This window comes from Advenella incenata (genome assembly GCF_004217095.1).
GTDB classification, from domain to species: Bacteria; Pseudomonadota; Gammaproteobacteria; order Burkholderiales; family Burkholderiaceae_B; genus Advenella; species Advenella incenata.
The window spans coordinates 1,722,611-1,745,493 of the sequence record NZ_SHKO01000001.1 but is presented as its reverse complement, the minus strand read 5'-3'; the positions used below and the strand labels follow the sequence as shown (position 1 = coordinate 1,745,493).

The 22,883-nt window shown below is 52.6% G+C and carries 19 protein-coding genes; 8 read left to right on the top strand and 11 right to left on the bottom strand.

The window, feature by feature from the left end; all coding sequences use genetic code 11:
* The first annotated feature begins 32 nt into the window (after nucleotides 1-32).
* Both EV681_RS07900 and EV681_RS07895 read left to right on the top strand, forming a co-directional pair.
* Nucleotides 33-851: an IclR family transcriptional regulator gene (locus EV681_RS07900; RefSeq protein ID WP_128395504.1), complete on the top strand. Its 819-nt coding sequence runs from the start codon at nucleotides 33-35 to the stop codon at nucleotides 849-851.
* On the top strand, nucleotides 848-1,903 hold the full coding sequence (locus EV681_RS07895; protein WP_242612167.1) for an NAD(P)H-dependent flavin oxidoreductase: 1,056 nt from the start codon (nucleotides 848-850) through the stop codon (nucleotides 1,901-1,903). Before EV681_RS07900 ends, EV681_RS07895 begins: the two co-directional genes overlap by 4 nt.
* A 148-nt stretch (nucleotides 1,904-2,051) precedes the next feature.
* On the opposite strand, the gene EV681_RS07890 is transcribed toward EV681_RS07895, so the two are convergent.
* From EV681_RS07890 to EV681_RS22510, 6 genes are all read right to left on the bottom strand, one after another.
* Nucleotides 2,052-2,462 (bottom strand): low affinity iron permease family protein, encoded by a 411-nt coding sequence (locus tag EV681_RS07890; protein WP_128395503.1) that lies wholly within the window; start codon nucleotides 2,460-2,462, stop codon nucleotides 2,052-2,054.
* Between the two features lie 625 nt (nucleotides 2,463-3,087).
* The gene (locus tag EV681_RS07885; protein ID WP_128395502.1) at nucleotides 3,088-3,402 is read right to left on the bottom strand and encodes a DUF1153 domain-containing protein; all 315 of its coding nucleotides are present in this window, start codon (nucleotides 3,400-3,402) and stop codon (nucleotides 3,088-3,090) included.
* 265 nt (nucleotides 3,403-3,667) lie between these two features.
* Nucleotides 3,668-4,330 (bottom strand): hypothetical protein, encoded by a 663-nt coding sequence (locus tag EV681_RS07880; RefSeq protein WP_128395501.1) that lies wholly within the window; start codon nucleotides 4,328-4,330, stop codon nucleotides 3,668-3,670.
* A gap of 81 nt (nucleotides 4,331-4,411) precedes the next feature.
* Nucleotides 4,412-4,807 (bottom strand): hypothetical protein, encoded by a 396-nt coding sequence (locus tag EV681_RS07875; protein ID WP_128395500.1) that lies wholly within the window; start codon nucleotides 4,805-4,807, stop codon nucleotides 4,412-4,414.
* Nucleotides 4,808-4,957: 150 nt separating this feature from the next.
* Entirely contained in the window at nucleotides 4,958-5,359 is a 402-nt protein-coding gene (locus EV681_RS07870) for a hypothetical protein (protein ID WP_128395499.1), read from the bottom strand.
* A 1,235-nt stretch (nucleotides 5,360-6,594) separates the two neighbouring features.
* Nucleotides 6,595-6,762, bottom strand: a complete 168-nt coding sequence (locus EV681_RS22510) for a hypothetical protein (protein WP_165392974.1) — start codon at nucleotides 6,760-6,762, stop codon at nucleotides 6,595-6,597.
* Between the two features lie 188 nt (nucleotides 6,763-6,950).
* Here EV681_RS22510 and EV681_RS07865 point away from each other — a divergent pair, with 188 nt between their 5' ends.
* The 3 genes from EV681_RS07865 (at nucleotide 6,951) to ampC (ending at nucleotide 10,890) form a co-directional block, all read left to right on the top strand.
* The gene (locus EV681_RS07865; RefSeq protein ID WP_128395498.1) at nucleotides 6,951-7,220 is read left to right on the top strand and encodes a hypothetical protein; all 270 of its coding nucleotides are present in this window, start codon (nucleotides 6,951-6,953) and stop codon (nucleotides 7,218-7,220) included.
* A gap of 289 nt (nucleotides 7,221-7,509) precedes the next feature.
* Nucleotides 7,510-9,132: a Hint domain-containing protein gene (locus EV681_RS07860; protein ID WP_130303666.1), complete on the top strand. Its 1,623-nt coding sequence runs from the start codon at nucleotides 7,510-7,512 to the stop codon at nucleotides 9,130-9,132.
* A gap of 591 nt (nucleotides 9,133-9,723) precedes the next feature.
* Nucleotides 9,724-10,890 carry a class C beta-lactamase gene (ampC, locus tag EV681_RS07855; protein WP_130303665.1) on the top strand — a complete coding sequence of 389 codons (1,167 nt, stop codon included), beginning with the start codon at nucleotides 9,724-9,726 and terminating at the stop codon, nucleotides 10,888-10,890.
* A gap of 360 nt (nucleotides 10,891-11,250) precedes the next feature.
* Here the strand turns inward: ampC and EV681_RS07850 are convergent, their stop codons facing one another.
* The gene (locus tag EV681_RS07850; protein WP_165392973.1) at nucleotides 11,251-11,697 is read right to left on the bottom strand and encodes an Ivy family c-type lysozyme inhibitor; all 447 of its coding nucleotides are present in this window, start codon (nucleotides 11,695-11,697) and stop codon (nucleotides 11,251-11,253) included.
* A gap of 112 nt (nucleotides 11,698-11,809) precedes the next feature.
* Between EV681_RS07850 and EV681_RS07845 the strand changes: the two genes are divergently transcribed.
* The 3 genes from EV681_RS07845 to EV681_RS07835 all read left to right on the top strand — a co-directional run bounded on the left by EV681_RS07845 (nucleotide 11,810) and on the right by EV681_RS07835 (nucleotide 14,621).
* A complete protein-coding gene (locus EV681_RS07845) occupies nucleotides 11,810-12,610 on the top strand; it encodes a phosphatase PAP2 family protein (RefSeq protein ID WP_165392972.1) in 801 nt (266 codons plus the stop codon).
* A 359-nt stretch (nucleotides 12,611-12,969) separates the two neighbouring features.
* Nucleotides 12,970-13,908 (top strand): MBL fold metallo-hydrolase, encoded by a 939-nt coding sequence (locus EV681_RS07840; protein WP_128395493.1) that lies wholly within the window; start codon nucleotides 12,970-12,972, stop codon nucleotides 13,906-13,908.
* A 203-nt stretch (nucleotides 13,909-14,111) separates the two neighbouring features.
* Nucleotides 14,112-14,621, top strand: coding sequence for a GNAT family N-acetyltransferase (locus tag EV681_RS07835; protein ID WP_130303664.1), 510 nt, complete (start codon nucleotides 14,112-14,114; stop codon nucleotides 14,619-14,621).
* Between the two features lie 26 nt (nucleotides 14,622-14,647).
* On the opposite strand, the gene EV681_RS07830 is transcribed toward EV681_RS07835, so the two are convergent.
* The 4 genes from EV681_RS07830 to EV681_RS07815 form a co-directional block, all read right to left on the bottom strand.
* The gene (locus tag EV681_RS07830) at nucleotides 14,648-16,831 is read right to left on the bottom strand and encodes a TonB-dependent receptor (RefSeq protein WP_130303663.1); all 2,184 of its coding nucleotides are present in this window, start codon (nucleotides 16,829-16,831) and stop codon (nucleotides 14,648-14,650) included.
* Between the two features lie 377 nt (nucleotides 16,832-17,208).
* Nucleotides 17,209-19,440, bottom strand: coding sequence for a ferric-rhodotorulic acid/ferric-coprogen receptor FhuE (fhuE, locus tag EV681_RS07825; RefSeq protein ID WP_242612166.1), 2,232 nt, complete (start codon nucleotides 19,438-19,440; stop codon nucleotides 17,209-17,211).
* Nucleotides 19,441-19,655: 215 nt separating this feature from the next.
* Entirely contained in the window at nucleotides 19,656-21,731 is a 2,076-nt protein-coding gene (locus EV681_RS07820; RefSeq protein ID WP_130303662.1) for an ABC transporter permease, read from the bottom strand.
* A complete protein-coding gene (locus EV681_RS07815) occupies nucleotides 21,725-22,882 on the bottom strand; it encodes an efflux RND transporter periplasmic adaptor subunit (RefSeq protein ID WP_130303661.1) in 1,158 nt (385 codons plus the stop codon). Before EV681_RS07815 ends, EV681_RS07820 begins: the two co-directional genes overlap by 7 nt.
* Nucleotide 22,883 lies beyond the last annotated feature (1 nt).

Genomic DNA, 22,883 nt, shown 5'->3' with positions numbered 1-22,883 from the left:
TATTTGAATTATCATAATGAAAGAGGATATTTATGTCAAGACGCCCCAATCCAAAAGACGATGAAAACGCGATGACATCCGACACAACGGACAGGCAGTTCGTCACTGCGCTGGCACGAGGCCTGGAAATATTGCAATGCTTTGATGCTGAACAAAGGATGCTGGGGACAACAGACATCGCCCAAATGACCGGATTAGCGCAGCCCACCGTATGGCGACTCTGCTATACGTTGCAGAAATCCGGCTTTCTGGCAAACGTCCCCGGCAAGGACAAATTGCAATTGGGAACAGCGGCAATTGCGTTAGGGGCAGCAGCGTTGGCAGGCCAGGATGCCCTGGAGGTCGTGCGCCCCATGCTGCAGGCGATTGCCGACCGCTATCAGGTGGCCGTTGCTCTCGGCCGACGGGAGGGCAGTAGTATTGTCTATCTGCTGCGCTGCCAGGGTAATTCACCGTTGTTGATGAATCTGCGTGTAGGCTCGCGGATCCCGCTGTTTCACAGCGCGATTGGCTGGGCATATCTGGCAAACTGCACTCCTGAGCTGCGCGACCAACTGCTGGCAGAAGCCCAAAGTAGTGGCAAGTTGGCAGATACCGCCGAACTCAAGACAATGAAACAGGCGCTGGCGCGCTATCCTGAGCGAGGCTTTGTCTTTCACGAGCGGCCCAAGTACCAGATCAATACCGTAGCTTCGGGGATCAAACTTCCCGATGGCGAACGACTTGTGGTCAGTTGCGGCGGACCCAGTTCCCTGCTGCCCACCCCACTCATGCTTGAAGAAGTCGGCCCTCTGATCAGCCAACTGGCCCGTGAGTTGCACCCTGTCCTGCTATTGGGAAAAGATATATGAACATGGACGCAGAAGCTGATAGCGCAATAGATACGGGCATTTCTCATTGCAGTGCGCCTATTCCGGATCAATACCCGACACGCATGACCTCATTGCTCGGGATCCGGTGGCCCTTGCTTCTGGGTGGCATGATGTGGCTTTCTGATGCAAATCTGGTCGCCGCAATGGTCAGAGCAGGCGGCATGGGTTTCATCACGGCGCGCAGTTCAAATTCCAATGCGCAATTCCGGCAGGAACTGCAGACATGCCGTCGTCTGACTGGCGGCATGTCCTTCGGCGTCAATCTGACGCTATCGCGCCGCATGCAGAACAATGACATTGTGCTTGAACGTTTAAGCATCGCTATTGAAGAAGGCGTGCGCATTTTCGAAACGGCGGGGCTACCGCCAACATCGTTATTGCCGCAATTGCGACAAACCAATTCAATCGTGATTCATAAATGCGCTCATGTACGCCACGCTGTTGCCGCGCAGAATCTCGGTGTAGACGCAGTAACCCTGGTTGGCATGGAGGAAGGCGGCCATCCCGGCAGCAATCAGTTGCCAACATTTTTAAACGGTGCATATGCACTTGAGCAATTGCACGTTCCACTAGCCTTGGGCGGGGGTATTGGCCACGGACGGCAAATTGCAGCTGCACTTGCCTTGGGCGCCGATGCTGTAGTCATGGGCAGTATTTTCACGCTCGCGCACGAAACACCGGCACACCACGCATATAAGCAACGTGTGGCCGCCACCGACCAGCACGGCACTTGTACGGTTCTTGGGTCCTTGGGCGACACCTGGCGAGTCATTAACAATAACAATGCCCGTAAGGTCGCAGCCAAGGAACAGGCCGGAGCACGTGAGTATGCTGAATTCGGGGAATTAATCAGTGGTGCGCGCACAAGAGCGCTGGCGTACGAACGGGGAGACCACGAAGAAGGCATGCTGTCAATGGGGCCGGCAGTGGGTTTTGCGCGCTCGGTCGAGTCCGTGGCCTGTATTGTTAGCCGATTACAGCAGCAATTGATGGATGCCAGGCGCCGATTTCAATATATGCACAATACCTGAACTGCCGGCGCCCGCACGGTCAATCTGTATGTGAGCAGTCGTTGGATTTTTGACCACCAGAAAATAATCAATAGTTTCCGTGTTTTTGCTTGGTTTAAGCCATGTCCACTGCACCGGTGGTGCCAACGACATGACCGGCGGCACGCCGCTAGGTCTTTCGGCTCTTGCGTGTGCGTCGCTCCGCATGAGTTTTTTCAAGCATCATCTGCGAGTGCTTGGCCTGGCGCTCGCATTTTTCGTGCAACTCCTCAAGTTCCTTGTCGGTCATGGTTTCAATACCCATAAACTGGTCTTGCGCATCCGAGGAACGAATGATTTCATCCAGCTTGGTTTGCAGAGCAGCGCTGTCGCGGTTCTGAGTATTCTGAATAAGGAAAACCATCAGAAACGTGATAATCGTTGTGCCGGTATTAATCACTAATTGCCATGTCTCTGAAAAACCAAAGTAGGGACCAGAAATGGCCCAGAGCAGGACTGCAGCCACACAAATAATGAATGTGATCGGATTGCCCGTTGCATGCGAAATGACTGTCGCAAATTTTGCAAATAGATGGTCCATGGCAACTCCTTTATCATTAAATTTTTATGTAGTTCAATTGCGATGAGCCCGCCCTTTACCGTCCACGCCCTGTGCCGTCCAGCCCGGCAAGCTCACACTGTTATTCTACATGCAACTTGTGCGCGTGCCGGATACATGCGTGACAGGAACCGGCAGTCTGTTACGAGACGTATACTTGCCTGACGCTTTAGGGATTTTGCGCCAAATTATGATTAGTTTTCTGGATCTTTCTGAAAAGCCCTAACCGCCGAGACTGCGGCAAATCAGATCAGGAGATACCGTATGGAGTATCAGCAAGGGTGTTTACGTGCACAATATGCAGGATCAGCATGCAGGGCAATTCATGAATCGTAATCTGGCAGAATGCTCTCTACCGGCCAATGCAGACATTGACACGACACGGTGATATTCTTTTAAGACGACGATCGGCTGGTGGAAACGATCGGCATCAAAAGCACAAGAGAAATTGATAGCAAAGTAAATAATAATAACTCAGGGAGTTCAGCTTAACTCCAACAGCTAGAGCAAATACGTATACCCTGGCACCCTAAGCCATTCCTATGGCGCAGCCTGGCAATTGAAACGACATACCCATCCCCATTCAATTCCTGGCAGCTCTACTCAATCATTTGCCGTCCTCATCCAGCAGAGGTTGCAGCTTTTTTTGTGCACGCAGCTCCAGCATCGCCTCTCCGTACGCTTCCTGTAACTGCTTGAGCTGACGCTCATACTGCTCTTTGATGTCCAGCGGGTTTGCCCGCAAGGCATTTTCCATCCCACGTTTGCCATCAACGACCCAGTTCTCCACCTCGGATGCAGGCAGGTTATAAGTGCGACAGGCTTCAGAAACCGTCGATTTACCTTGAATAATGTCCAGCACCAGCGCACTTTTACGCTTGGCTGTCCAGCGTTTGATTTCGTCTTCCATCATCATACTCATTTGTGATTATCCTGTTATCACATGAGCAGTTTTTCACTGGGTCTTTACATGCCGTGGCAACTCCCGATCCCCAAAATAAAAAAGTGCCCGCCCGGTAGTCTACAGGGCGCCGTCATGTGCCATTATCAATGGCGACGGCGCCTTGGTTTTTCCCCTGGCTGCCCAACCCACAGATCAAAGCAACCTGGCCTTGGGATAACGAACATATTTCAGCCTCACTAGCAGTTGGTTCGACAATTCTTTTGGCAGTACCAAAGCGGCACGGTCAATTCGAGCCGTAAAATGCACGAAGATCCTGCGCAGCCTGGGGTTGCACTCTTGGCCTATCCACATACACTTCCGGACTTCTGACTGGAGTCGTAGCAACCACCCGGTTGGTATTACGCTGACGTTGGCTGTTATTGATCCCGCTGTTATCAGCAGCGGCAACCGGACGCTCAGGCAGACCCTTAGCAGTTGCATAGTTCGGGCAACTTCGACCTGTAGACTCATAGGCTTTGCGGTTCACGTCTTCACCGAAACAGAAAAAACGCATGTCCGCCACATCTTTGTATCCCAGCTTGTACGCAATACTGGTATCTTCACGCGCATTACACGCTTCGGACTCACCGGCCAGCGAACCACCGATACCAAAGCCGGTCGCACCAATACCAAATGTGCTCGACTGACCGCAGTTGTTCACGCCGCCAAACATACTGGGCGGTGCATATACATTTGGGGTTGTGTGGACCGTCTGCGTACGTCTTTGCTCGGAACCGCCAAAGGTCAGATCAACGACCGCAGCGGCACCGGAATCGGCGGACTGATTTGAGTTGGAATTTGATCCGCTGTTGGCGTTCGAATTTGAACCCGAGATTGCGCCCGCCGATTGGGCAAACACCGGGGGTGACAGCAGCAGCCCAAGGGTAACGACAAGTATCATTTTCATGGCAATTCCTTTACGGAGAGAGCGCACTCCCTCCGAGAAGATGGTTTCTTTTATGACGTGTTTGTGCAGTCTGCACCCGCCTTATGGTGTCCAGTGAACGAAGGAACCGATCGTTCCAAAGTTCCCGCCTGCTCCAGATGTAAATACCCCACCGGCAGTTGCATTGGATGTCTGCCCTGCAAATCCGAGCGAGAACCCGGAATTGGTTTGGGAAGAAAGAGATTGTCCGGCGGTTTGCGTTGTAACGCCGCCGGGCCCGCCCACTACCTGCGCAGCAGACCCCGTTTGATTGGATGCAGCAGATGTATTGCCTGCGGACGAAGTGCCAAGCGAACCCTGGCTGCCGGCTACCGATGAGCCACCACTGGCTGTACTACCAGCGCCACCGCTGGTGGCAAATGCGCCAATCGTAATGGTTTGCGCCGACACGGCTGTCGACGCAATTACCAGCGCTGATAACAATAATAGTTTTTTCATTTTCAACTCCTTGAGTTGAGGCCTTAACTGGCATATTTCCTGTTGGGTAACCAGGTCAATGTCTACTCCAACCCGCTAAATAAATTCGACGCGTCGGCATTTATTTGAACAAGACCCGGTTACTTTGAGTTATTGCCGAATCAAGAAAGATTACGGTACGAAGCTAAGGAAACCGCCAATGGTGCCAAAATTACCAGTGGCTCCTGATCCGAATGTGCCCCCTGCCCCCGCATTAGATGTCTGGCCAGCCAGGCCCAGCGCACCGCCGGTATTGGTTTGTGTTGACAGCGAATTGCCTTCTGTAATTGTCGTGACACCACCAAAACTGCCTGTGACCTGTGCACCTGACATAGTCTGGTTCTGGGCTGCCGACGAGTTGGTCGCTGCGCCTGCCAGAATTGAACCCTGACTACCGGTCGCAGTGGAACCGCCGCCGGCGGTACTGCCTGCCGTGCCGCCCACACCATAGAAACCACCGGTCAGAGTTGCAGCGTATACGCCGCTTGAAGCCATTACCAAAGCAGATGCAGAGATTAATAGTAGTTTTTTCATTTTGCTGCTCCTTGAAGGATTGATAGCATTAAATTCCCGGACCTTATGCCCGGTTTTTCAGGTCAAATAAAGCAGCAATTTCTCTGTTGATCCACGCAGAAAGCGTATTGAAGATTGATAGAGACCGCCGATTTATCCGGTCCGAAATCTGCGACCAGACAACCAATTATGTTACAAATATTTATTTACGATAATTAATTTTAGTAATATATAAGAATTAATTAGTTACCTGGTTTTAATTGTTTTATAGACGCAAACCTGTTTGATAAGACCAGCGCGTCCTTGTATTATCGGAAATATTGGATCGCGAGATAATCGATCTGCAAAGCGCACAATATAATTTATTGTTTAATATCAACTTACTATAAATATTTATTCTTTAAACAATTCATTCTGAACGCTGTTGCCGTTAAGTCTCAATTTTTATATTTCATAATAATTATTAATTGAACTACGATGCAGAGTGTGCGCGTATTCTTTTACATATGCAATATATTTTAAAAAATAATATTGCTATTTGTAACTTAATATAAAATATTAATAATGTTGCTACAAAAAAAATAGTGGAAATTCCATATGCTTGTGCAGCAATATGGTTGCAACTACATGTAAAACCAAAGGCGCGAGAACGCCAGATAATGTGCGTAGCTAATCCATAAACATAACAATCCACGCGTTACTTTTGGTCCTTAATTTTTTGTTCTCATTTTTTGCATTTGCAATAGAAAAACAGATACATTGAACATCAACATGAAATGGCTATTTTGTTGTTTGCGAAATACCATGCGAAGTTGTTGCTAATTCGTATCATATCGAGTCTCAAAATAACGCTAACAAGTTGATAATCATCTGTTGAATACATTAAGGCATGGATAATTTGAGCCTAGATCAATACCGAAAGCCGTAACAGCGTGGATCGGAAATATCCACCCACCATTTTTCGCTTCCCTCCTTTCATTTATACTTATCCTGCGCTTGCACTGGGCGCCAAATACGACCGCATGCATCTTTAGCGTGTTGCCAGGCATTCGGGAAAACGTTATGTTGAAATTTTTAGATACAGGTGTAATATTCGAATCGCGAACTGACCACAATATTTTAAAAATAAGCGCTGTTCGTTCTGGGCAAAGAAATTCTAACAATGCACCCAGTGATATTTTCAAAAATAACCTCGCCAATTATTGTGTGAGGTTTTTTTTATAAAAATTCAATCTAAATTTAAGCGAACTTTAGCATTATTCTTCATCATAATCACTGCTCTTTGTGGTGACATGAAAACGTGATTTCATGCGCATAGCTGCGCTCAGTGCGGGTTTACGACGAGCTCTATTGGTGCCATCAATAAGGATGGTACAGTGAAAAAAATCAGCTGCATTAGGCGTTTGAACAGCAAATTTTTCCATGAATATATTCTACGTTTTACTCCAAAAAGACTTTTTTTTTGCCCTGTTAATTTACGCGTCAGGGCAATCCTGCTTTTCACTTATTGACAGTCGAATTGCACACAAAGCGTTACATTACGCCTTTCAATGTAAATCCTGGCCTTCTCGCGCAACAATCAAAAACGGCCCAGGACAGTGAGTACCCAGCTATGCTGATAACGCAATCGGTCAAAATCGTAAAGTACTACGACACACTCATCATCGTCCCGCAATGGACTAAATTTCTGACCATGAACAAGGACGGAAAAATCTTTGCATGGGAAACCAAGCCCCAGACCAATAGCCGACTTTGGTACATTTTCAAACAATTTAAATTCCAATTGGTCGCTTATGGTGACCCTTCGGTCATTCACTGGGAAAAGTCGCTACGTCGATATTACACATCCGGCCAGAAGGTAGATTCCTCAGATTCAGAATGAAAAATATATTTTTTAAAAATTTATTCTTTCCTTTAAAAGCAATATCAGCGCCCAATGTGCGGATAACATACATTTAAAAATATCGACCCCTATGGGAACATCGTCAAGGAATGTTACGCCATGACATTTCTTATGATTGTGTCGTTGTAGCTCTCATCCGCGCTGGCTAGACTAGCGATGCCTTAAGCAATATTACAATTGAATACATTAATTCCATGCCAATTGTAAAGATTATTAAAGCCACTGATTTTCAAATTAACGCTTTTTACTTATATGGATGAGTAATACCATGGCAAATATCACACTTGGCGGTTTGTTTAATTCTTCGAACAAAACGATTGATCAGAATTCCTACCCTGACGATCAAAAACTGACCGTCGATAGCGTGGCGGGCAACACCACACTGACAATCAATAACGCGACAAATTCCGATGACGTTCTGGATCTGACACAGACGCGTCTGGTCCCGATTGGCGGCACTTCAACGTTGAACCTGGGCGAAAATGCGCATGTAAAGATCTCCGAATTTTTCGACCTGAGTGCAGGACAAACCAGTAATTACAATCTCGGTGAAGGTTCAACACTCGAATATTCACCTCCTACTATTGGCACCGGCGCTGCAAATTCGACCACATTTGATTTGGGCAGCGATGGCACATCCACCCTGATCTACAATCCGGGTGGCCTGCAGCTTGATTTGTCCAGCTCACCCAAAATCGCCGGACTTTCCGCTGGCGACCAGATCCAGGTAAATGGCGCAACGCAAGGCGCGGTCGAAGGCGGCAATCTGGTTTTCCGCGACGATAACGGTCGGGTCGTTGGCAGTTTTAATGCCGAGGGTCAGGACTTGTCGAAAGTGACTTTTGAAGGCGGCACAATGGTATATGCGTGCTACCTCAAAGGCACACACATTGCGACACCAGAAGGCGAAGTTCAGGTTGAAACACTGAAAGCCGGCGATAAAGTACTGACCGCTTCCGGCGGCGTTGCCACAGTCAAATGGCTGGGTCATCGCACCCTGTACAAGAACCGTATTCCTGCCAAAGACGCCGTGCGCGCCTTCCCTATCCTGTTCAAGAAAGATTCCATTGCCAACAACGTGCCGCATCGCGACCTGACATTGTCTCCAGGCCACCATGTGTCATTTGACGGCACGCTGGTGCCTGCCATGATGCTGGTAAACGGTCAGACCATTGTTCAGCAGTTCAACACCAAAGTGTTCGAATACTTTCACGTTGAGCTCGAGCAGTTTGACATCATGCTGGCCGAAGGCGTACCTGCCGAGTCATATGTTGATACCGGCAACCGCTCCATGTTCCAGAACGCGGCTGACGTAGCCATGAATCCTGATTTCGGTCCTGCCGAAGGTCGCCCTGAAGTAGAAGGCATCAAGGTCGTTCAGCAAGGTCCTGTTGTCGAAGCCATTCGCAAGCAATTGCTGGCGCGCGCTCAAGCGTTGACCGGTGCAGTTCGTACCACAGATGCTGCGTTGTGCATTGAAGTGAACGGCCAGATTATTCACTCAACTCCAGACTTTGGCAAAGAAGGCGTATATCGCTTCGAATTGCCGGCCAATGCGGGTGATGTACGCGTTCTGTCTCGTTCTGCTGTTGTTCGTGACGTTACACCTCTGGCGCGTCGTGACGTGCGTCAGATCGGTGTTGGCCTGTCTGGAATCGCTGTATCAACGGCCAGTGGTCGTCAACAGATCAGCCTGACAGATGCTGCGCTGACTGGCCTGAACGCGGTTCAGGATGTCAAGGGTACGGCCATGCGCTGGACCAACGGCGCCGCTGTCATCCCTGCTGCCCTGATCAACACAACGGGCGCGGCAACCCTTGAGCTGACTGTACTGCGCACCTACTCATACTGGGTTGATGCAGAAGTTCAAAAAGCCGTACGCGCTGCCTAGTACTAATAGTGAATGAACCATGCGATTGATTGAGGCGAGTTAACCGCGCCAACTTAACCGTACTATTTAACGGGTAACCTAATCGTGTGGTCTTTCCCCATTGGTCTGCAGACCAATGGGGTTTTTTACGCCAGCATCAAGCGCTGCCGCTGGCAGCAGTTTTGCCCGCCAGCAGATCACCCTGCCTGCGCCCCCCCCCTGTGGTCGGTCTGCTACTATACTGGAGCGAATTAAGACTGAATGATTTACACACTATTGCCGTCTGATCCATACGAATGGCGAAAAAAAACCCTGGCCATTTCTGACCAGGGCAAGGGGTACGATGGATAGGTGATATACATTCGTACAGCCCTGAGTCTACATGGCTACGACTGAAAATACCTTGATTTGAAATAAGCTGACATCCGTTTCAAAATATCATGGCAGATCACAACGGATTGCTAGGCGGACACGCGCACACACGCCAGCGCAAATCGCGCAGCCTGTGGCCGCCTCTCGCAAATTGTTACGAATACGGGCTTATCGGTCATAAGCTAACGAGCGACAATACGGGACACTCCTATTTTTTTATTTACTTTTATTCTTTTGCCCATGAACACTCCTTTGCCCCCATTACTAGCTGCGCTAACTTTGATAACAAGCGTCATCACCTCTACGGCCGGCTACGCCGCACAAGACCAGGCCACTGTAAAACAACAGGTGGACGCGTCGGTTATGGCTGTGATGAAGAAACACAACATTCCTGGCATGGCAGTTGGCGTGATTGTGCAAGGGAAAACCTATCTGTTTAACTACGGTGTTGCCTCCAGGCAAACTGCAACCCCGGTCACATCGTCCACCCTTTTCGAACTGGGCTCAATCAGTAAAACCTTCACGGCGACACTGGCAAGCTATGCTCAGGCTATGGGACATCTGAAGCTGACCGACACGGTATCGACCCATCTGCCGCAAATGCAGAAAACCGCATTTGGTTCGGTCAGCCTGATGCAATTGGGCACCCATACACCCGGCGGCTTCCCACTACAGGTACCCGAACAAATCAGCAACAATAAGCAATTGATGTCCTATCTGCAGCAATGGAAACCGCCGTTTGAAAAAGGGACGCAGCGGACCTATACCAATCCGGGCATAGGCATGCTCGGGCTGATCACCGCAAAGGCGATGGGTCAGGATTTCATTCCCTTGATGGAAAAACAGATTTATAACGGCCTGGGAATGAATGACACCTATATCGATATTCCCGAGGACAAGATGACCCATTACGCTCAGGGTTACACCAAAGAGGATATGCCGGCGCGTGTGAGCAAAGCCATTCTGTGGGCGGAGGCCTATGGTGCTAAATCCACCAGCAAGGATATGGTGCATTTTCTGAGGGCCAATATGCACATGACAACCCTGGATGAGCGTTTGCAGACAGCGGTGGTCAATACTCATACAGGATATTTCCAGACCGCGGCAATGACACAGGATCTGATTTGGGAACAATATCCATACCCCGTGACACTTGAGTATTTGCTGTACGGCAATTCAGCCGATTTTGCCCTTAAGCCGCAGCCGGTAAAAGCACTGGTACCGCCCATGACGCCGCGTGACGATGTATGGATAAACAAAACGGGATCCACTAATGGATTTGGCGCCTATGTGGCTTTTGTTCCCGCGCGCAAGCTTGGTATTGTGATCCTGGCCAATAAAAACTATCCGAATGCAGACCGGGTGGCGATCGCGTATCAGGTTTTGAGTGGATTAAGAGCCGATTAACAGCAAGTGCACGATGGCATCTGGGCGAATCAGGTGGGAGCGACAGGCACCGAAAACGCCCCTTACCGTCTTACGCCATGCCTTCATAGCAACACCAATATCAGCCGGATTAAGGACAGCCCGATCTAATAGAAAGGCCACTCTAATGCTAGCGTAATCACTGGCAGTCCAATTGCTGGCACCGGACAAGGGTGACTAAAACAAGCTTGCCATTGTTACACTGGCGCAGTGTCGCATGCCCCGTTGCCTGTATCGCTGCCTGTATTGCCACATGGGGAGATGCAGGTTGCGCGACCTGCCTGAGTTGCACCGGTTGGCTGCGCAACTGCAAGAACCACTTTGGTGGCCAGACAAAGTGACTTAATGGTCTGCCGCCGGAAACAGGGCGACAGCCAGCGCGGCCACCTGTTCATCCGTGGGTTGCCCAAGCCATTGGATAGTGCTCTCGGATAAAGCGCCCGCGGCTGCTTGCCGGTTTATTAAAAATGCGCCTACGGCCTGGTGATTCTTTTTGGAAACAAGCACCACATATTTTTCTGATGGACAATCATGCGGTTTGCAACCCGATAGCCGCACATAAGATTCATTGTTCAGCGTTGTGTCTTCAACGGGCGTGGTCACTCCAAAGCCCTTCACCCATGCGTGCTTGCTGACAATTGTTTTTGTCAGGTCCGAAAATGCACTGCCTATCTGCGGTTCCTGTTTTACCAAATCGGCTGGATAGACATCGGCAGCATAAACCTGCCCGGCAAACGCAAAGCCGCCCAATGTTGCAAACAAAAAAGACTTGAATTTGGAATGACGCATACTGCACCTGTTAAGCGGTTGAAACAGGTATGATTTTATCTTCAGTCGCTTCATGTCGACAAGCCTCGGTTTGTTACTCACCCCAAAAGCTAATTGCATATCACCGAATACAATGATCCGAACCCGCTCATACTGGCCCTATTATCTTGCTGCACTGGCATGTGCTCTGTTTCTCCTGATCCTGATCAATGTCCGCGTTGACGGCCGACTGTTCGCCGCCGACCAGGCTATTTACCGGCAACTGCAGCAGCTGCGCACACCGTGGCTGGACGATGTACTCATTACGGTAACGCAGTTGGGCGATACACTCATGGTGACTGTCATCACCGGCGTTGTTACGCTCTGGCTGCTGTTCCGCAAATCCTGGCGCACGGCCGGTTACTGGCTGCTAACCATCATCAGCGCCGCAGCTATTAATACCGGCATTAAGGCAGCAATCGTTCGCGCCCGGCCTGGGGACATGATGTACTCCGGCTGGAGTGCCTATTCTTTTCCCAGTGGTCATACGACAGCCAATATTGTGTTGTATGGTCTGCTGTGCATTCTGATTTATCCCTGCATTCAAAGGCGGGCAGCCCGAATCCTCACCGTTTGCGGTGCAATGGGGCTCGCGTTGCTCATCGCTGCCTCGCGCATTTATCTAGGTGCGCACTGGTTTTCAGACGTGCTTGGCGGCATGCTGGTTAGTACGCTGATTCTATCTATCGCTGGTGCGCGTTACCACGCAGGAAAAATGCACACTTTGACTGCCGGTGCTTTTCTGATGCCAATTGTGGCAACACTCCTGATAGTCGGCAGCATCCATGTCTGGCATGGCAGGCACGTGAGCATGCAACGGTATACCCCACCTGCCCTATCCGATCGAGCATCCGGCAACACCCCGCCGCCAGCTGCGGCCATCGCTACACCCTAGGGGCCGCCTGGGGCCCACCGCCACTACTGCACGTCGGCCTTGAACCCATTACTTAAGTGCGTGGGCGTGGCGCGCCTGCAAACGCCAAATGTCGAGTGCATATCAAATCGCGCTCCTGGCGTATCTGTAGCGTAACTGGTCGAAATCCCGGTTTCCGCTGGCGTTGTCCCGGGCGCATATCCGTTCATCCACCAGGGCATCAGCCACCAGACGGCCTGTTGTTACGCCCACCACTTTACCTGTCGTTCACACAACATCGCATCCGCATGACGTTTGCCCGGGATTTTGTTATGATATTTAAATATATATTTATTACTTTAAGTAATTAAGATATTTTCCCCTGTGATCCGGAGCCCACTATGTCTGACCTCTCTCATGATCCGGCGTGCCAGAAGGCATCGCAGCAAATAACCGACACTCATCAACACCCCATGCGTATCCCTGTCGTTGAGAGCTTTTTTGACGAAGCGACCAACACGATCAGCTACGTTGTCCATGCGCCTAATGACTCGCATTGCGCAGTCATCGACAGCGTGCTCGATTACGATGCCGCCTCGGGCAGAACCTCAGCAGCGTCAGTGCAACCGATCATCGATTACATTCGCTCCCGTCAATTGCAGGTGCAATGGCTGCTGGAAACGCATGCACACGCCGACCATCTGTCGGCAGCACCGATTCTGGCGGCGCAGTTGGGTGGGCAATTGGCCATAGGCAAGCACATTGGCCAGGTCCAGAACGCTTTTGCGAAGATATACAACACACAAGGTGCACAGCGCGGCAACGCGGATGACTTTGATCATCTGTTCGAAGACGGTGATACTTTCCAGATTGGCAGCCTGCCCGCCACAGTGCTGCACGTTCCGGGCCACACGCCGGCCTGCCTGGCATACGTCATCGGCGATTGCGTATTTGCCGGCGATACATTGTTCATGCCGGATTACGGGACGGCTCGATGTGATTTTCCAGGTGGTGACGCGCGTACCCTTTATCGCTCGATTAAGCGTCTGCTTCGCCTGCCGGGCCAAGCGCGGGTATTTATGTGCCATGACTACAAGGCGCCAGGCCGGGATGAATTTGCGTGGGAAACCACCATTGAAGCGGAACGCAAGCAGAATATCCATGTGCATGAAGGCATATCCGAATCCGAATTTGTGGCGATGCGCACCCGGCGCGATGCGACCCTTTCCACACCAAAACTGCTATTGCCATCCATACAGGTGAACGTGCGTGGCGGCAAGCTGCCTGAGCCTGAACACAATGGCGTCCGTTACCTGAAAATCCCCCTCAATACGCTCTGACCTCATTGGCTGCTGGCGGTTAAAGGCTTGCATGCACGGCCACATTGTTCACGGTCCCGGCAATGATTGAGCGCTTACTTTGTATGGGTGCCCCCCCCTTTGCCGCCACAACCGCTCCGATTGTGCCCTGATGCTTTCTGGCCTAAACATGAAATCACAGTTGAAGTATGATCCTTGAAGCGCGAACTTTTCACATTTGAGATATGGATACTTACGCAATCTGCGCTCTATTACCCACCGACGCCCCGGCTTTTCGCGATTTCCGGCTGGGCGCGCTACGGAATGCGCCACAGGCATTTGGTTCAACCTATGAGGCCGAATCCACCAAGGCGCTGTCGTTTTTTCAGGAAAGGCTGCATACCAATACAGTACTGGCTGCGCGCGCGAACGGCACGATTGTTGGCACCGCTGGCCTGGCGGCCAATACCGGTGCTCGGGAAAAACATAAGGGATTTATCTGGGGCGTTTTCGTTGCACCCCGGGCGCGCGGTCAGGGCGTAGCCAACGCCCTGCTGACTGCGCTCCTTGCCCATGCCGACCAGCACTACGAACAAGTCGTCCTTACAGTGACGGCGGATAATCTGCCGGCCCTGACCCTTTATCAACACGCAGGCTTTGAGATTTACGGCAGGGAACCGCGTTCGCTCAAGGACGGGAAAGACTACAGCGACGAAATACTCATGATCCGCTTTGCGCCACAGCCGGCTTCATAACAGGCTCCAGCAGTCCGAGAACGAGCCTAGAAAGACAGCGATACCGATGCTTTTACGGTCCTGCCATTGCCGGCGGTCAACTGACCATACTGCGGCGCAACGGTTGCCCAGTACCGTTTATTAAACACATTATCGACCCCGAAACGGAAGGTCGTTTCTTTTCCTGCCAGTTTTGTCGTGTAACGTGCACCCAGATCCACACGCGTCCATGCAGGAATGGTACCCTCGTTATCCTTGTTGACGTACTGCTTGCTGCGATGGGTGACATAGCCTTGCAAAGTCAGCCCGGGAGCAAAGGCAGGATCCCATTCAGCACCCATGGTCGCCTGCAACCGTGGTACACCCGGTGCATGATTACCATCATTGATACCATCCTGGGTTTTCTGCAGGCGGGCATTCATGAACGTAACACCGCCAACTAGCCTGACCCCTTCTGCAGGCTGACCATAAACGCTAAGCTCGACACCCCGGTTGCGCTGCTCACCAGCCGCACCAAAAATCTGGGTCTCACTGTCCAGATAGAACTCTGGCTTTTCAAGCTGAAAGGCAGCCAGGCTGGCGCCATAATCGCCCATATCAACTTTGATGCCGGCCTCGATCTGCTTGGTACGTGCAGGCTTGAATACCTCGTTACGGTTGTTGGCTGTAAGCGGCGCCGTCTCGCCACGCGTCAGGCCCTCAACGTAATTGGCATAGAGTGATACGTTGTGCAGCGGCTTGAAGACAATGCCGACAAATGGCGTAATAATCGATTTGTCGTAGTCTGACGAAGCCGCCCCCGTGTAATCATAGGCGGTGTAGCGCAGGTTCTGATGGCGCATGCCCAGCGTTACCAGAACACGTTCGTCCAGGAACGATAGCGTATCGGACAAGGCAATACTGCGCAGGATGGAACGATCCACTTTACTGGGGTTATCGATATCGCCACCCGATAACGTTACCCGGTCCGGATACGGAGAGTCTATCGGATTGAAGATATCCCTATCCTGACTGGCGAACATTTGATAGGCGCTGTGATTACTCGAACGCAAGGCCGATACACCCAGATTCACCTGGTGCCCCACAGAACCGGTCACAAACCGTCCCCGCAACCCCACTTCGCCGGTCACGGTATCGCGCTCATAGGGCGTGCGCAACGGACTATGTGCACCGATGCCATCGCCGTTCACCTTGGCCCCTGAGTAAAGGCCGTCTTCTTTGTCGCGACTGGTGCCGATGGCGGCGTAGGCCATCCAGTTCTCACTCAGATCGTATTCAGCCCGGGCAACGGCATAGGTGCTTTGCAATTTCGACCACGCCCAGCGCTGGGCATAATTGACGCTGTTGGACGGTGCATCAGGCACGCCGTCCCCGGTCAGCGTGATGGTCGGGCGCGCCTGATCAAAGCGAACATTCTGATAGCCCACATCCAGAGACGCGCGTAACCGCTCACCACGATAATCCAGCCCAAGCGTGAGCACAGAGGTCCTGGCATCGGCATCTTTGGTGGACATTTGCCCATCGCGATGGGCGGCGTTCAGCCGGATCCCGAACTGGCCGGCATCACCCCAGCGACGGCCGATATCCACACCGCCGCCCACTTGCCCCCGTCCGGTATAGTCGACGTTGAGCCGAGTCAGCGGTTCATCGGTGCCGCGCTTTGGCTGGATGTTGATTAAACCGCCCAGGCCGCTGCCGCCGGGAGCCGCACCATTAAGAAAAGCACTGGCCCCCTTGAAAATTTCCACGCGCTCGACCATTTCTGTGGGCAGTACCTGACGCGGCAAAATACCATATAGCCCATTGAAGGCAAGATCATCATTGTTCAGCGGAAAGCCCCGTATCACAAAGGTTTCGGCAAAATTGCCAAAACCGTTGCCAACCTGCACCGTAGGATCATTCTTGATTGCGTCACCTAGTGTCCGAGCCTGCTGATCTTCAATCAATTTCGAGGTATAGCTGTTGATGATATACGGCGAGCTCATATTGTCTGCATTGCCAAGAATGCCAGCCTGCCCGCCCGTCGCGACCTGGCCGCCGGCATAGGTTTCAGGCGTAGGCACCGATACTGATACGTTCTCGTCGGTTGCGCTGATCGCTGCCAGGCGGGTTGCTTCGGTAGCAGCAGGGGCAGAGACGGTTTGCGCATGCACCGCGGCAGTGGATGCGCAGAGCGCCAGCGGCAAGGCGCGCATGATCAATAAAGTGGAGTTGCGTGAAGATGTATTCATGATCGGTGGTTTGTCTGTCAATATTTCAGTTCATTACGACATGAAATTATAATCAGAATCATTCTCAATATGTATTATTATTTCATTTGTGCTCAATACAGCGATATCTGAGGCCAAAATAATACAGTCGCATGACAAACGTCATTGGTAGGCCAGCACAGGCGGCCGTAATATTCGCGTTGTCGACCTATCGAGCCGGATGACCTTCCCGCCCGTTGACCAGGTGTGTTCGGGCGGCGTTAGAACCGGGGCGCCGCCGCGCAGCGTCCTGGATGGGTCAAGGCATAAAGGCGATGTCATGGTTTGGCGTGATTGCCATAATTGAAATTGCACTACCCACCCTGCGACTGCCCCGAACACAGCAAGGCGCGCCAGCCTTAGTATTTATAGCTGAGCGTAGCCATCGCGTTACGGGGTGCTCCCCATGCGCCCTGGTTGTAAAAACCAATCTGATCGTAATACTTTTTGTTGAACAGATTATTGAGATTGACCTGCAACGATGTGCGATCATTCAACTGGTAACGCGCCATCAGATCCACCAACCCATACGCACCCTGTGATACCCGTTCACGTCCGTTGGGGCCGGTGCCGATGGTGAAAATGCTGCTCTGCCAGGTCAGGCCGCCTCCCAAGGTCAGGCCGTGTAAACGGCCTGCAAGCTGGTAGGTGGTAAATAATTTAAACAGCGTACGTGGCTGGTTGGACTGGACCACATTGCCCTTGCAGTCGCGCGCAGTCCAGTGCGTCAGGCCTGTCATGACATTCCAGCCGGCCAGCGGCTCGCCCGACAGCTCAAGATCGTAGCCCCGGCTACGCGTGCCTTTGGCAGCGATATATGCCTGATTCGTGGTGCCAGGAACGACGTAGCCCGTGTCCTGTTGTTTCAGATTGTCCTGGTCCGTCTGGAATACGGCCACGCTGGCATTGAGCCGACCTTCAAGAAAACTGCCCTTTATACCCAGCTCATAATTGTGACCTTGCAGCGGATCGAGCCAGCGTCCCTGGCGATCCCGTTCATCCTGGGGATTGAAAATACTGGTATAGCTGGCATAGGCTGTCAGGCTATCGTTCAAGTCATACAAAATACCGGCATAGGGGGTAAACGCTGTCTTTTTGTACCGATATGGCGACTCGCCCGCCTGATCGGTACTCCACCAACTATATCGCCCACCCAGAATCACCTTGATATCATCCGACAGATTCAGGCGCGCTGCGATATACGCCCCGCTCTGCTTGGTCACGTTCTGGTGCGCGACCTCTGGCGCATCCCAACGCGGCTCAGGATAGGACCCGTCCCATTGCAGAAAATTGCCGACCGCCGCCTTATTCAGCGGCTCAAGCATATGGAACAACGTGCGCTGCCGACTAAAGCTGGCACCGGCAATCAATTCATGCTGCCTGCCAAACAATTGGACAGGGCCCGACACCTTGATGTCTGCGCTACTCTGCCTGCGATCTCCATAATGATTATTGGGGTATGCAGACATTCCCAGCCCGGTATTTCTGTCCGGAGATCCGGTAAGAAATACCGTTTTGAAGTCAGCTCTGTGTTTGCTGTGGCTGAGCATGGTATTAATTTTCCAGCCATTGCCAAAGGCATGTTCCAGGTCCGCGAAGGCGCCTGTCGTGATAATCGTCCACCGGGTCCAATCGGCACCAACGTTCAGGTTCCTATCCCAGTTCGTACGGCTGCCGTCGGCATACCATAAAGGAAAGCCACCTGCCGTCGTCCCTTTGGGGGCGTTGCGCTGATAATTGAAACCCAGACGCAGCACCGTGCGTTCGGTCAGATCCGCTTCAACGGTGCCATACATAACCGAGCGTTGCGAGTGGTAACGATCCAGAAATGAGCGGTTTTTCTGATAGGCTGCAACCAGACGCCCGCGCACACTGCCACTCTCTGTCAGAGGCGTTGAAATATCTGCAGTCGTACGATAGGTATCAAAGGAGCCCGCACCCAATGACAGGTCTGCTTTCAATTGCCTGCTGTCAGCACGCTTGCGCACCAGATTGACTGCAGCAGAAGGATTGCCTGCGCCTGTGAGCAGCCCGGTCGCACCGCGCACGACTTCCACACGATCGTAAATGATGGGATCGATTTGCGACTCGCCCGCCGACCATTGTGGATTGAATGCTGTAGGAATACCGTCGTAAAGATAATTGCTGATGAAAAAACCGCGTGAATAGAAGCTGTACCTTTCACTGTCCAGATTGCGCACCGAAACGCCCGGTGTTGCTGCCATGACATCTTTGACTGACATCATGTTCTGGTCCTCGATACGCTGCCGGGTAATTACACTCACTGACTGGGGCGTCTCGCGCACGGATAACGCCAGGCCGGTACCCGCCCGCGTTGCCTGCGTGGTGTACGATTGCGTACCCTCGGTGATGGTCTCATCGGCCAACCTGGCATGTATGGCCGACAACGTCGACACCTTCATCGCATCGGCATGATCGGCTGACAAGGCAGCATCGGGATCGGCCTGCGCACGCGCAACCGGTTGCGCCTGTCCCGCAAGCGGCAGGCCAGCGGTCACCCCGATGATCATCCCGACCGCGGTGCCAGATATCTGCTTGCAAGCTGAATTTACCTCTTCCGTTTCCAACATATTCCTGAAAAAACGGTACATCCTTACTGCCCCCCTGTCTTTTCTGCTGACAAATTTCAAACAAATAAAAAACAGGAATTATAATTATTCTCATTTACATAAATTTATTCTTTTTGGGCTATTTCCATTGATTCTGGAAATAAGGATGACATTCACAACACCCGTTGCTGCACATCTGGCCGATATGAATGTACTTGGATGGCGGACAACAGATTTCAACGACCCTCCAGCGCTTTGACCGGATCCAGTCGGGCCGCGTTTTTTGCCGGAACATAACCAAATACAATGCCGGTTATCACTGCACAAAAAAACGCACCAAGGATTGCCGTCAGCGAAAACACCAGTGGCACGCCTGCAAGCAGCAACAGCACGCCTATCATTATTCCGCAAAAAACACCCGCGGCCCCGCCACTGACAGTCAGCAATAGCGCTTCCACCAGGAACTGCCGTAAAATGTCACGCTGTCTGGCGCCGGTGGCCACGCGTATGCCTATCTCCCGGGTGCGTTCGCTCACGGTCATCAGCATCACGTTCATCACGCCGATTCCACCGACCAGCAGCGATACGGCAGCAATCAACCCAAGCATAAGCGTCATGGATTCACGCGCCTGTGCTTCGGCCAGCAACTGTGCCGCGGCGTTACCGATGGAAAAGTCCTCGCGTCCGCCATGCCGCGCCAACAGCTCGGTCCTGATGCTTTGCTCAGCGGCAAGAACAAATTCCGGGGCCTTTGCCTGTACGACAATGTAGTCGGGTTGGGACTGTGCCTGATACACGCGTGCGCGTCCGGCCTGATAAGGAACAAATACCATGTCATCGTAGTCCTGGAGCCCGGAATCGGCACCTCTCTCTGACATGATGCCGATCACTTCAAACGATGCATTGCCAATCAACAGTTGCCGGCCCAGGGGATTGGCAATATCAGGGAAAAAGAATTTCCTGGCCTTGTGGCCAAGCACGACCACCGGCGCCAGCCCCCGATCTTCACTTGTAGTGAAATACCGCCCTTCTTTGACTTTCCAGTGATGCACTTCGGGCATGACCGCACTGGCGGCGTACACATAATTCTGGCGCGCCGCATTTGCATGACGCACAATGATTGGATCGCCAATAACAGGCATCACATGCTGCAACTCGGGCAGCGCCGCCAGCGCTTCCAGGTCCGCTTCGGACAATTGCCCCATGGGCCCGCCCGCTGGCGGGAAGCTACTGCTCATATACATGATCGTGGAACCCATGGTGCCCATTTGCCCCATGACCGTCTGGCGCGACCCCTCCCCCACCGCCAGCATGACAATGACCGATGCCACGCCGATAATAATGCCAAGCAATGTCAGGCCCGTACGCACCGCATTCATCCGCATGCCACGCCAGGCGATACGCACAGCTTCGTGTAATTCCGCCCGAAATGCATTGCCGTTATGTTGGGGTTCGCGCCGAAATTGCGATGGTGATTGCAAGACCGGCGTCACTGGGGCCAGGGTGCCACACTCACATGCAACGGCGCTATTGCAGGCAGCGAGCTTGCCAGATAACGGTGCAGGTTCAGGCTGCCCTTGCGCGCAGGCATTCGAATCGCACCCTGAGTCGCCCAGTATTCGGCCATCACGAATTTCAACGATACGATCAGCTTGCTGCGCCACTTTACCGTCATGGGTAATAAGAATAATGGTGTGGCCGGCCTGTGCCAGCTGTTTGAGTAGCAACATGACCTGTTCACTGCTGCGGGTATCAAGCGCACCGGTGGGTTCATCGGCCAGAATAATACGACCACCGTTCATCAAGGCCCGAGCAATGGATACACGCTGCTGCTGGCCACCCGAGAGCTGTCCCGGCCTGTGCTGCAAACGCTGGCCCAAATCCAGTTGAGCCAGCAATGTGCTGGCCCTGGCATGCCTTTCCCGCTCGCCCATTCCCGCATAGATGGCAGGAAGTTGAACATTTTCCAGTGCCGTGTTTTCGGCCAGTAAATGATACCCCTGGAAAACAAAACCGAAAGCCTCGCGCCGCAGTCGGGCCAGCTCATCTGCATCCAAGTCGGATACATCCTGTCCTTCGAACAGATACTGTCCGGCACTGGGTTTGTCCAGGCAGCCCAAGATGTGCATCAGCGTGGATTTACCCGAACCCGATGGTCCCACCACCGCCACAAATTCGCCCGCGTAAACCGACAGATGAATATCCTGCAGCACTTGCGCCCGGGGCACGCCATTTGTGCCGCCATAATACTTGTCCAGCGCGCGCAACTGAATCAGCGGCACTGCAGGCAGCAGACCAGAATCCGCTACCATTTGAACCACGGCATGGTATTGCTTACGGACTCACCGGTCACAACCTGCATTCCAGGCTCCAGACCTTCGAGCACCTGCACTTGGTGACGGCTGCGAATTCCCAGCAGGACGGCTCTGGACTGCGGCTTGCCCGAGCGATCAAGCACCCGGATCTGATAGCGCCCGGTCGCATCGCGCTCGGTGCCGATGGCGGCAAGCGGCACAACCAGTGCTGCCCTTGCTCGTGCTGAGACGAATGTGACCTGAGCCGTCATCTGCGGCATAAGCGCGCCATCGTCGTTGGCCACGTCGAACAGGACGGTGTACATCACCGCTTTGGTGGCGGCTGCCGGCTTGCCGTTATCGGCGGCCTGCTCTGCCGAGTTGGGCGGTGCCGGCAAGATCTGTCGAACCGTACTGCGCCATTGACGTGGTTCATGATCATGTTGCCCACCCAGCGTCGTAAATGTGACGGCCATGCCAACTGCAATAAGCCGGATATCGGCTTCGGACACTTCGGCCCAGACTGTCATTCCCGACAGATCGGCTACACGCATCACATTCGGGGTTTGATAAGTCGAAGTCAGGGTCTGGCCCTCGCGCGCATCCAGCGTCACCACGGTGCCATCCATCGTCGCATATATACGCGTGTAGCCCAGCCGTGCCTCATCAGCCTTGAGTGTGGCGCGGGTCTGTTCAAGTTGCGCTTGCAAACGTTGAATGCGCGCCCGGGCTGCCTGCACTTCGGCCTGGGCAATGTCTACGTTTTCCCGTGATGTAGAACCGGTTTGCACCAGTACGCTCTGGCGCTTCAGCTTCTTTTCGGCCAGATTCAACTGCGCCTGCTCTTCGGCCAGTTGTGCATGCAAGCCAGCGACAGAAGCCCTGCCTGCATCAACCTCGGCCTGCTGGACGCTGGGATCGATATCCAGCAACCGATCTCCTTTTTTGACGGTATCACCCGGCGCTACATAAATGCGGGTAATTTGCCCTGAAACCTGGGCGCCAACATCGACATAGCGCCGCGGCTGCAACACCCCGGTTGCCGCAACCGTCGCTTCCACATTCCTGGTGTCCGCGATGGCGGTTTCGTACGTCACCGCCACGCGACGACTCCAGGCATAGCCGCATACCACCAGCACCATGGCTGCCACGCTTAGCCAAAGCCCCATA

Bases quoted from the DNA above. Each gene is read 5' to 3' on its own strand.
- EV681_RS07900 (WP_128395504.1), top strand. From the start codon at position 33: ATGTCAAGACGCCCCAATCCAAAAGACGATGAAAACGCGATGACATCC.
- EV681_RS07895 (WP_242612167.1), top strand. From the start codon at position 848: ATGAACATGGACGCAGAAGCTGATAGCGCAATAGATACGGGCATTTCT.
- EV681_RS07890 (WP_128395503.1), bottom strand. From the start codon at position 2,462: ATGGACCATCTATTTGCAAAATTTGCGACAGTCATTTCGCATGCAACG.
- EV681_RS07885 (WP_128395502.1), bottom strand. From the start codon at position 3,402: ATGAGTATGATGATGGAAGACGAAATCAAACGCTGGACAGCCAAGCGT.
- EV681_RS07880 (WP_128395501.1), bottom strand. From the start codon at position 4,330: ATGAAAATGATACTTGTCGTTACCCTTGGGCTGCTGCTGTCACCCCCG.
- EV681_RS07875 (WP_128395500.1), bottom strand. From the start codon at position 4,807: ATGAAAAAACTATTATTGTTATCAGCGCTGGTAATTGCGTCGACAGCC.
- EV681_RS07870 (WP_128395499.1), bottom strand. From the start codon at position 5,359: ATGAAAAAACTACTATTAATCTCTGCATCTGCTTTGGTAATGGCTTCA.
- EV681_RS22510 (WP_165392974.1), bottom strand. From the start codon at position 6,762: ATGGAAAAATTTGCTGTTCAAACGCCTAATGCAGCTGATTTTTTTCAC.
- EV681_RS07865 (WP_128395498.1), top strand. From the start codon at position 6,951: ATGCTGATAACGCAATCGGTCAAAATCGTAAAGTACTACGACACACTC.
- EV681_RS07860 (WP_130303666.1), top strand. From the start codon at position 7,510: ATGGCAAATATCACACTTGGCGGTTTGTTTAATTCTTCGAACAAAACG.
- ampC (WP_130303665.1), top strand. From the start codon at position 9,724: ATGAACACTCCTTTGCCCCCATTACTAGCTGCGCTAACTTTGATAACA.
- EV681_RS07850 (WP_165392973.1), bottom strand. From the start codon at position 11,697: ATGCGTCATTCCAAATTCAAGTCTTTTTTGTTTGCAACATTGGGCGGC.
- EV681_RS07845 (WP_165392972.1), top strand. From the start codon at position 11,810: ATGATCCGAACCCGCTCATACTGGCCCTATTATCTTGCTGCACTGGCA.
- EV681_RS07840 (WP_128395493.1), top strand. From the start codon at position 12,970: ATGTCTGACCTCTCTCATGATCCGGCGTGCCAGAAGGCATCGCAGCAA.
- EV681_RS07835 (WP_130303664.1), top strand. From the start codon at position 14,112: ATGGATACTTACGCAATCTGCGCTCTATTACCCACCGACGCCCCGGCT.
- EV681_RS07830 (WP_130303663.1), bottom strand. From the start codon at position 16,831: ATGAATACATCTTCACGCAACTCCACTTTATTGATCATGCGCGCCTTG.
- fhuE (WP_242612166.1), bottom strand. From the start codon at position 19,440: ATGTTGGAAACGGAAGAGGTAAATTCAGCTTGCAAGCAGATATCTGGC.
- EV681_RS07820 (WP_130303662.1), bottom strand. From the start codon at position 21,731: ATGGTAGCGGATTCTGGTCTGCTGCCTGCAGTGCCGCTGATTCAGTTG.
- EV681_RS07815 (WP_130303661.1), bottom strand. From the start codon at position 22,882: ATGGGGCTTTGGCTAAGCGTGGCAGCCATGGTGCTGGTGGTATGCGGC.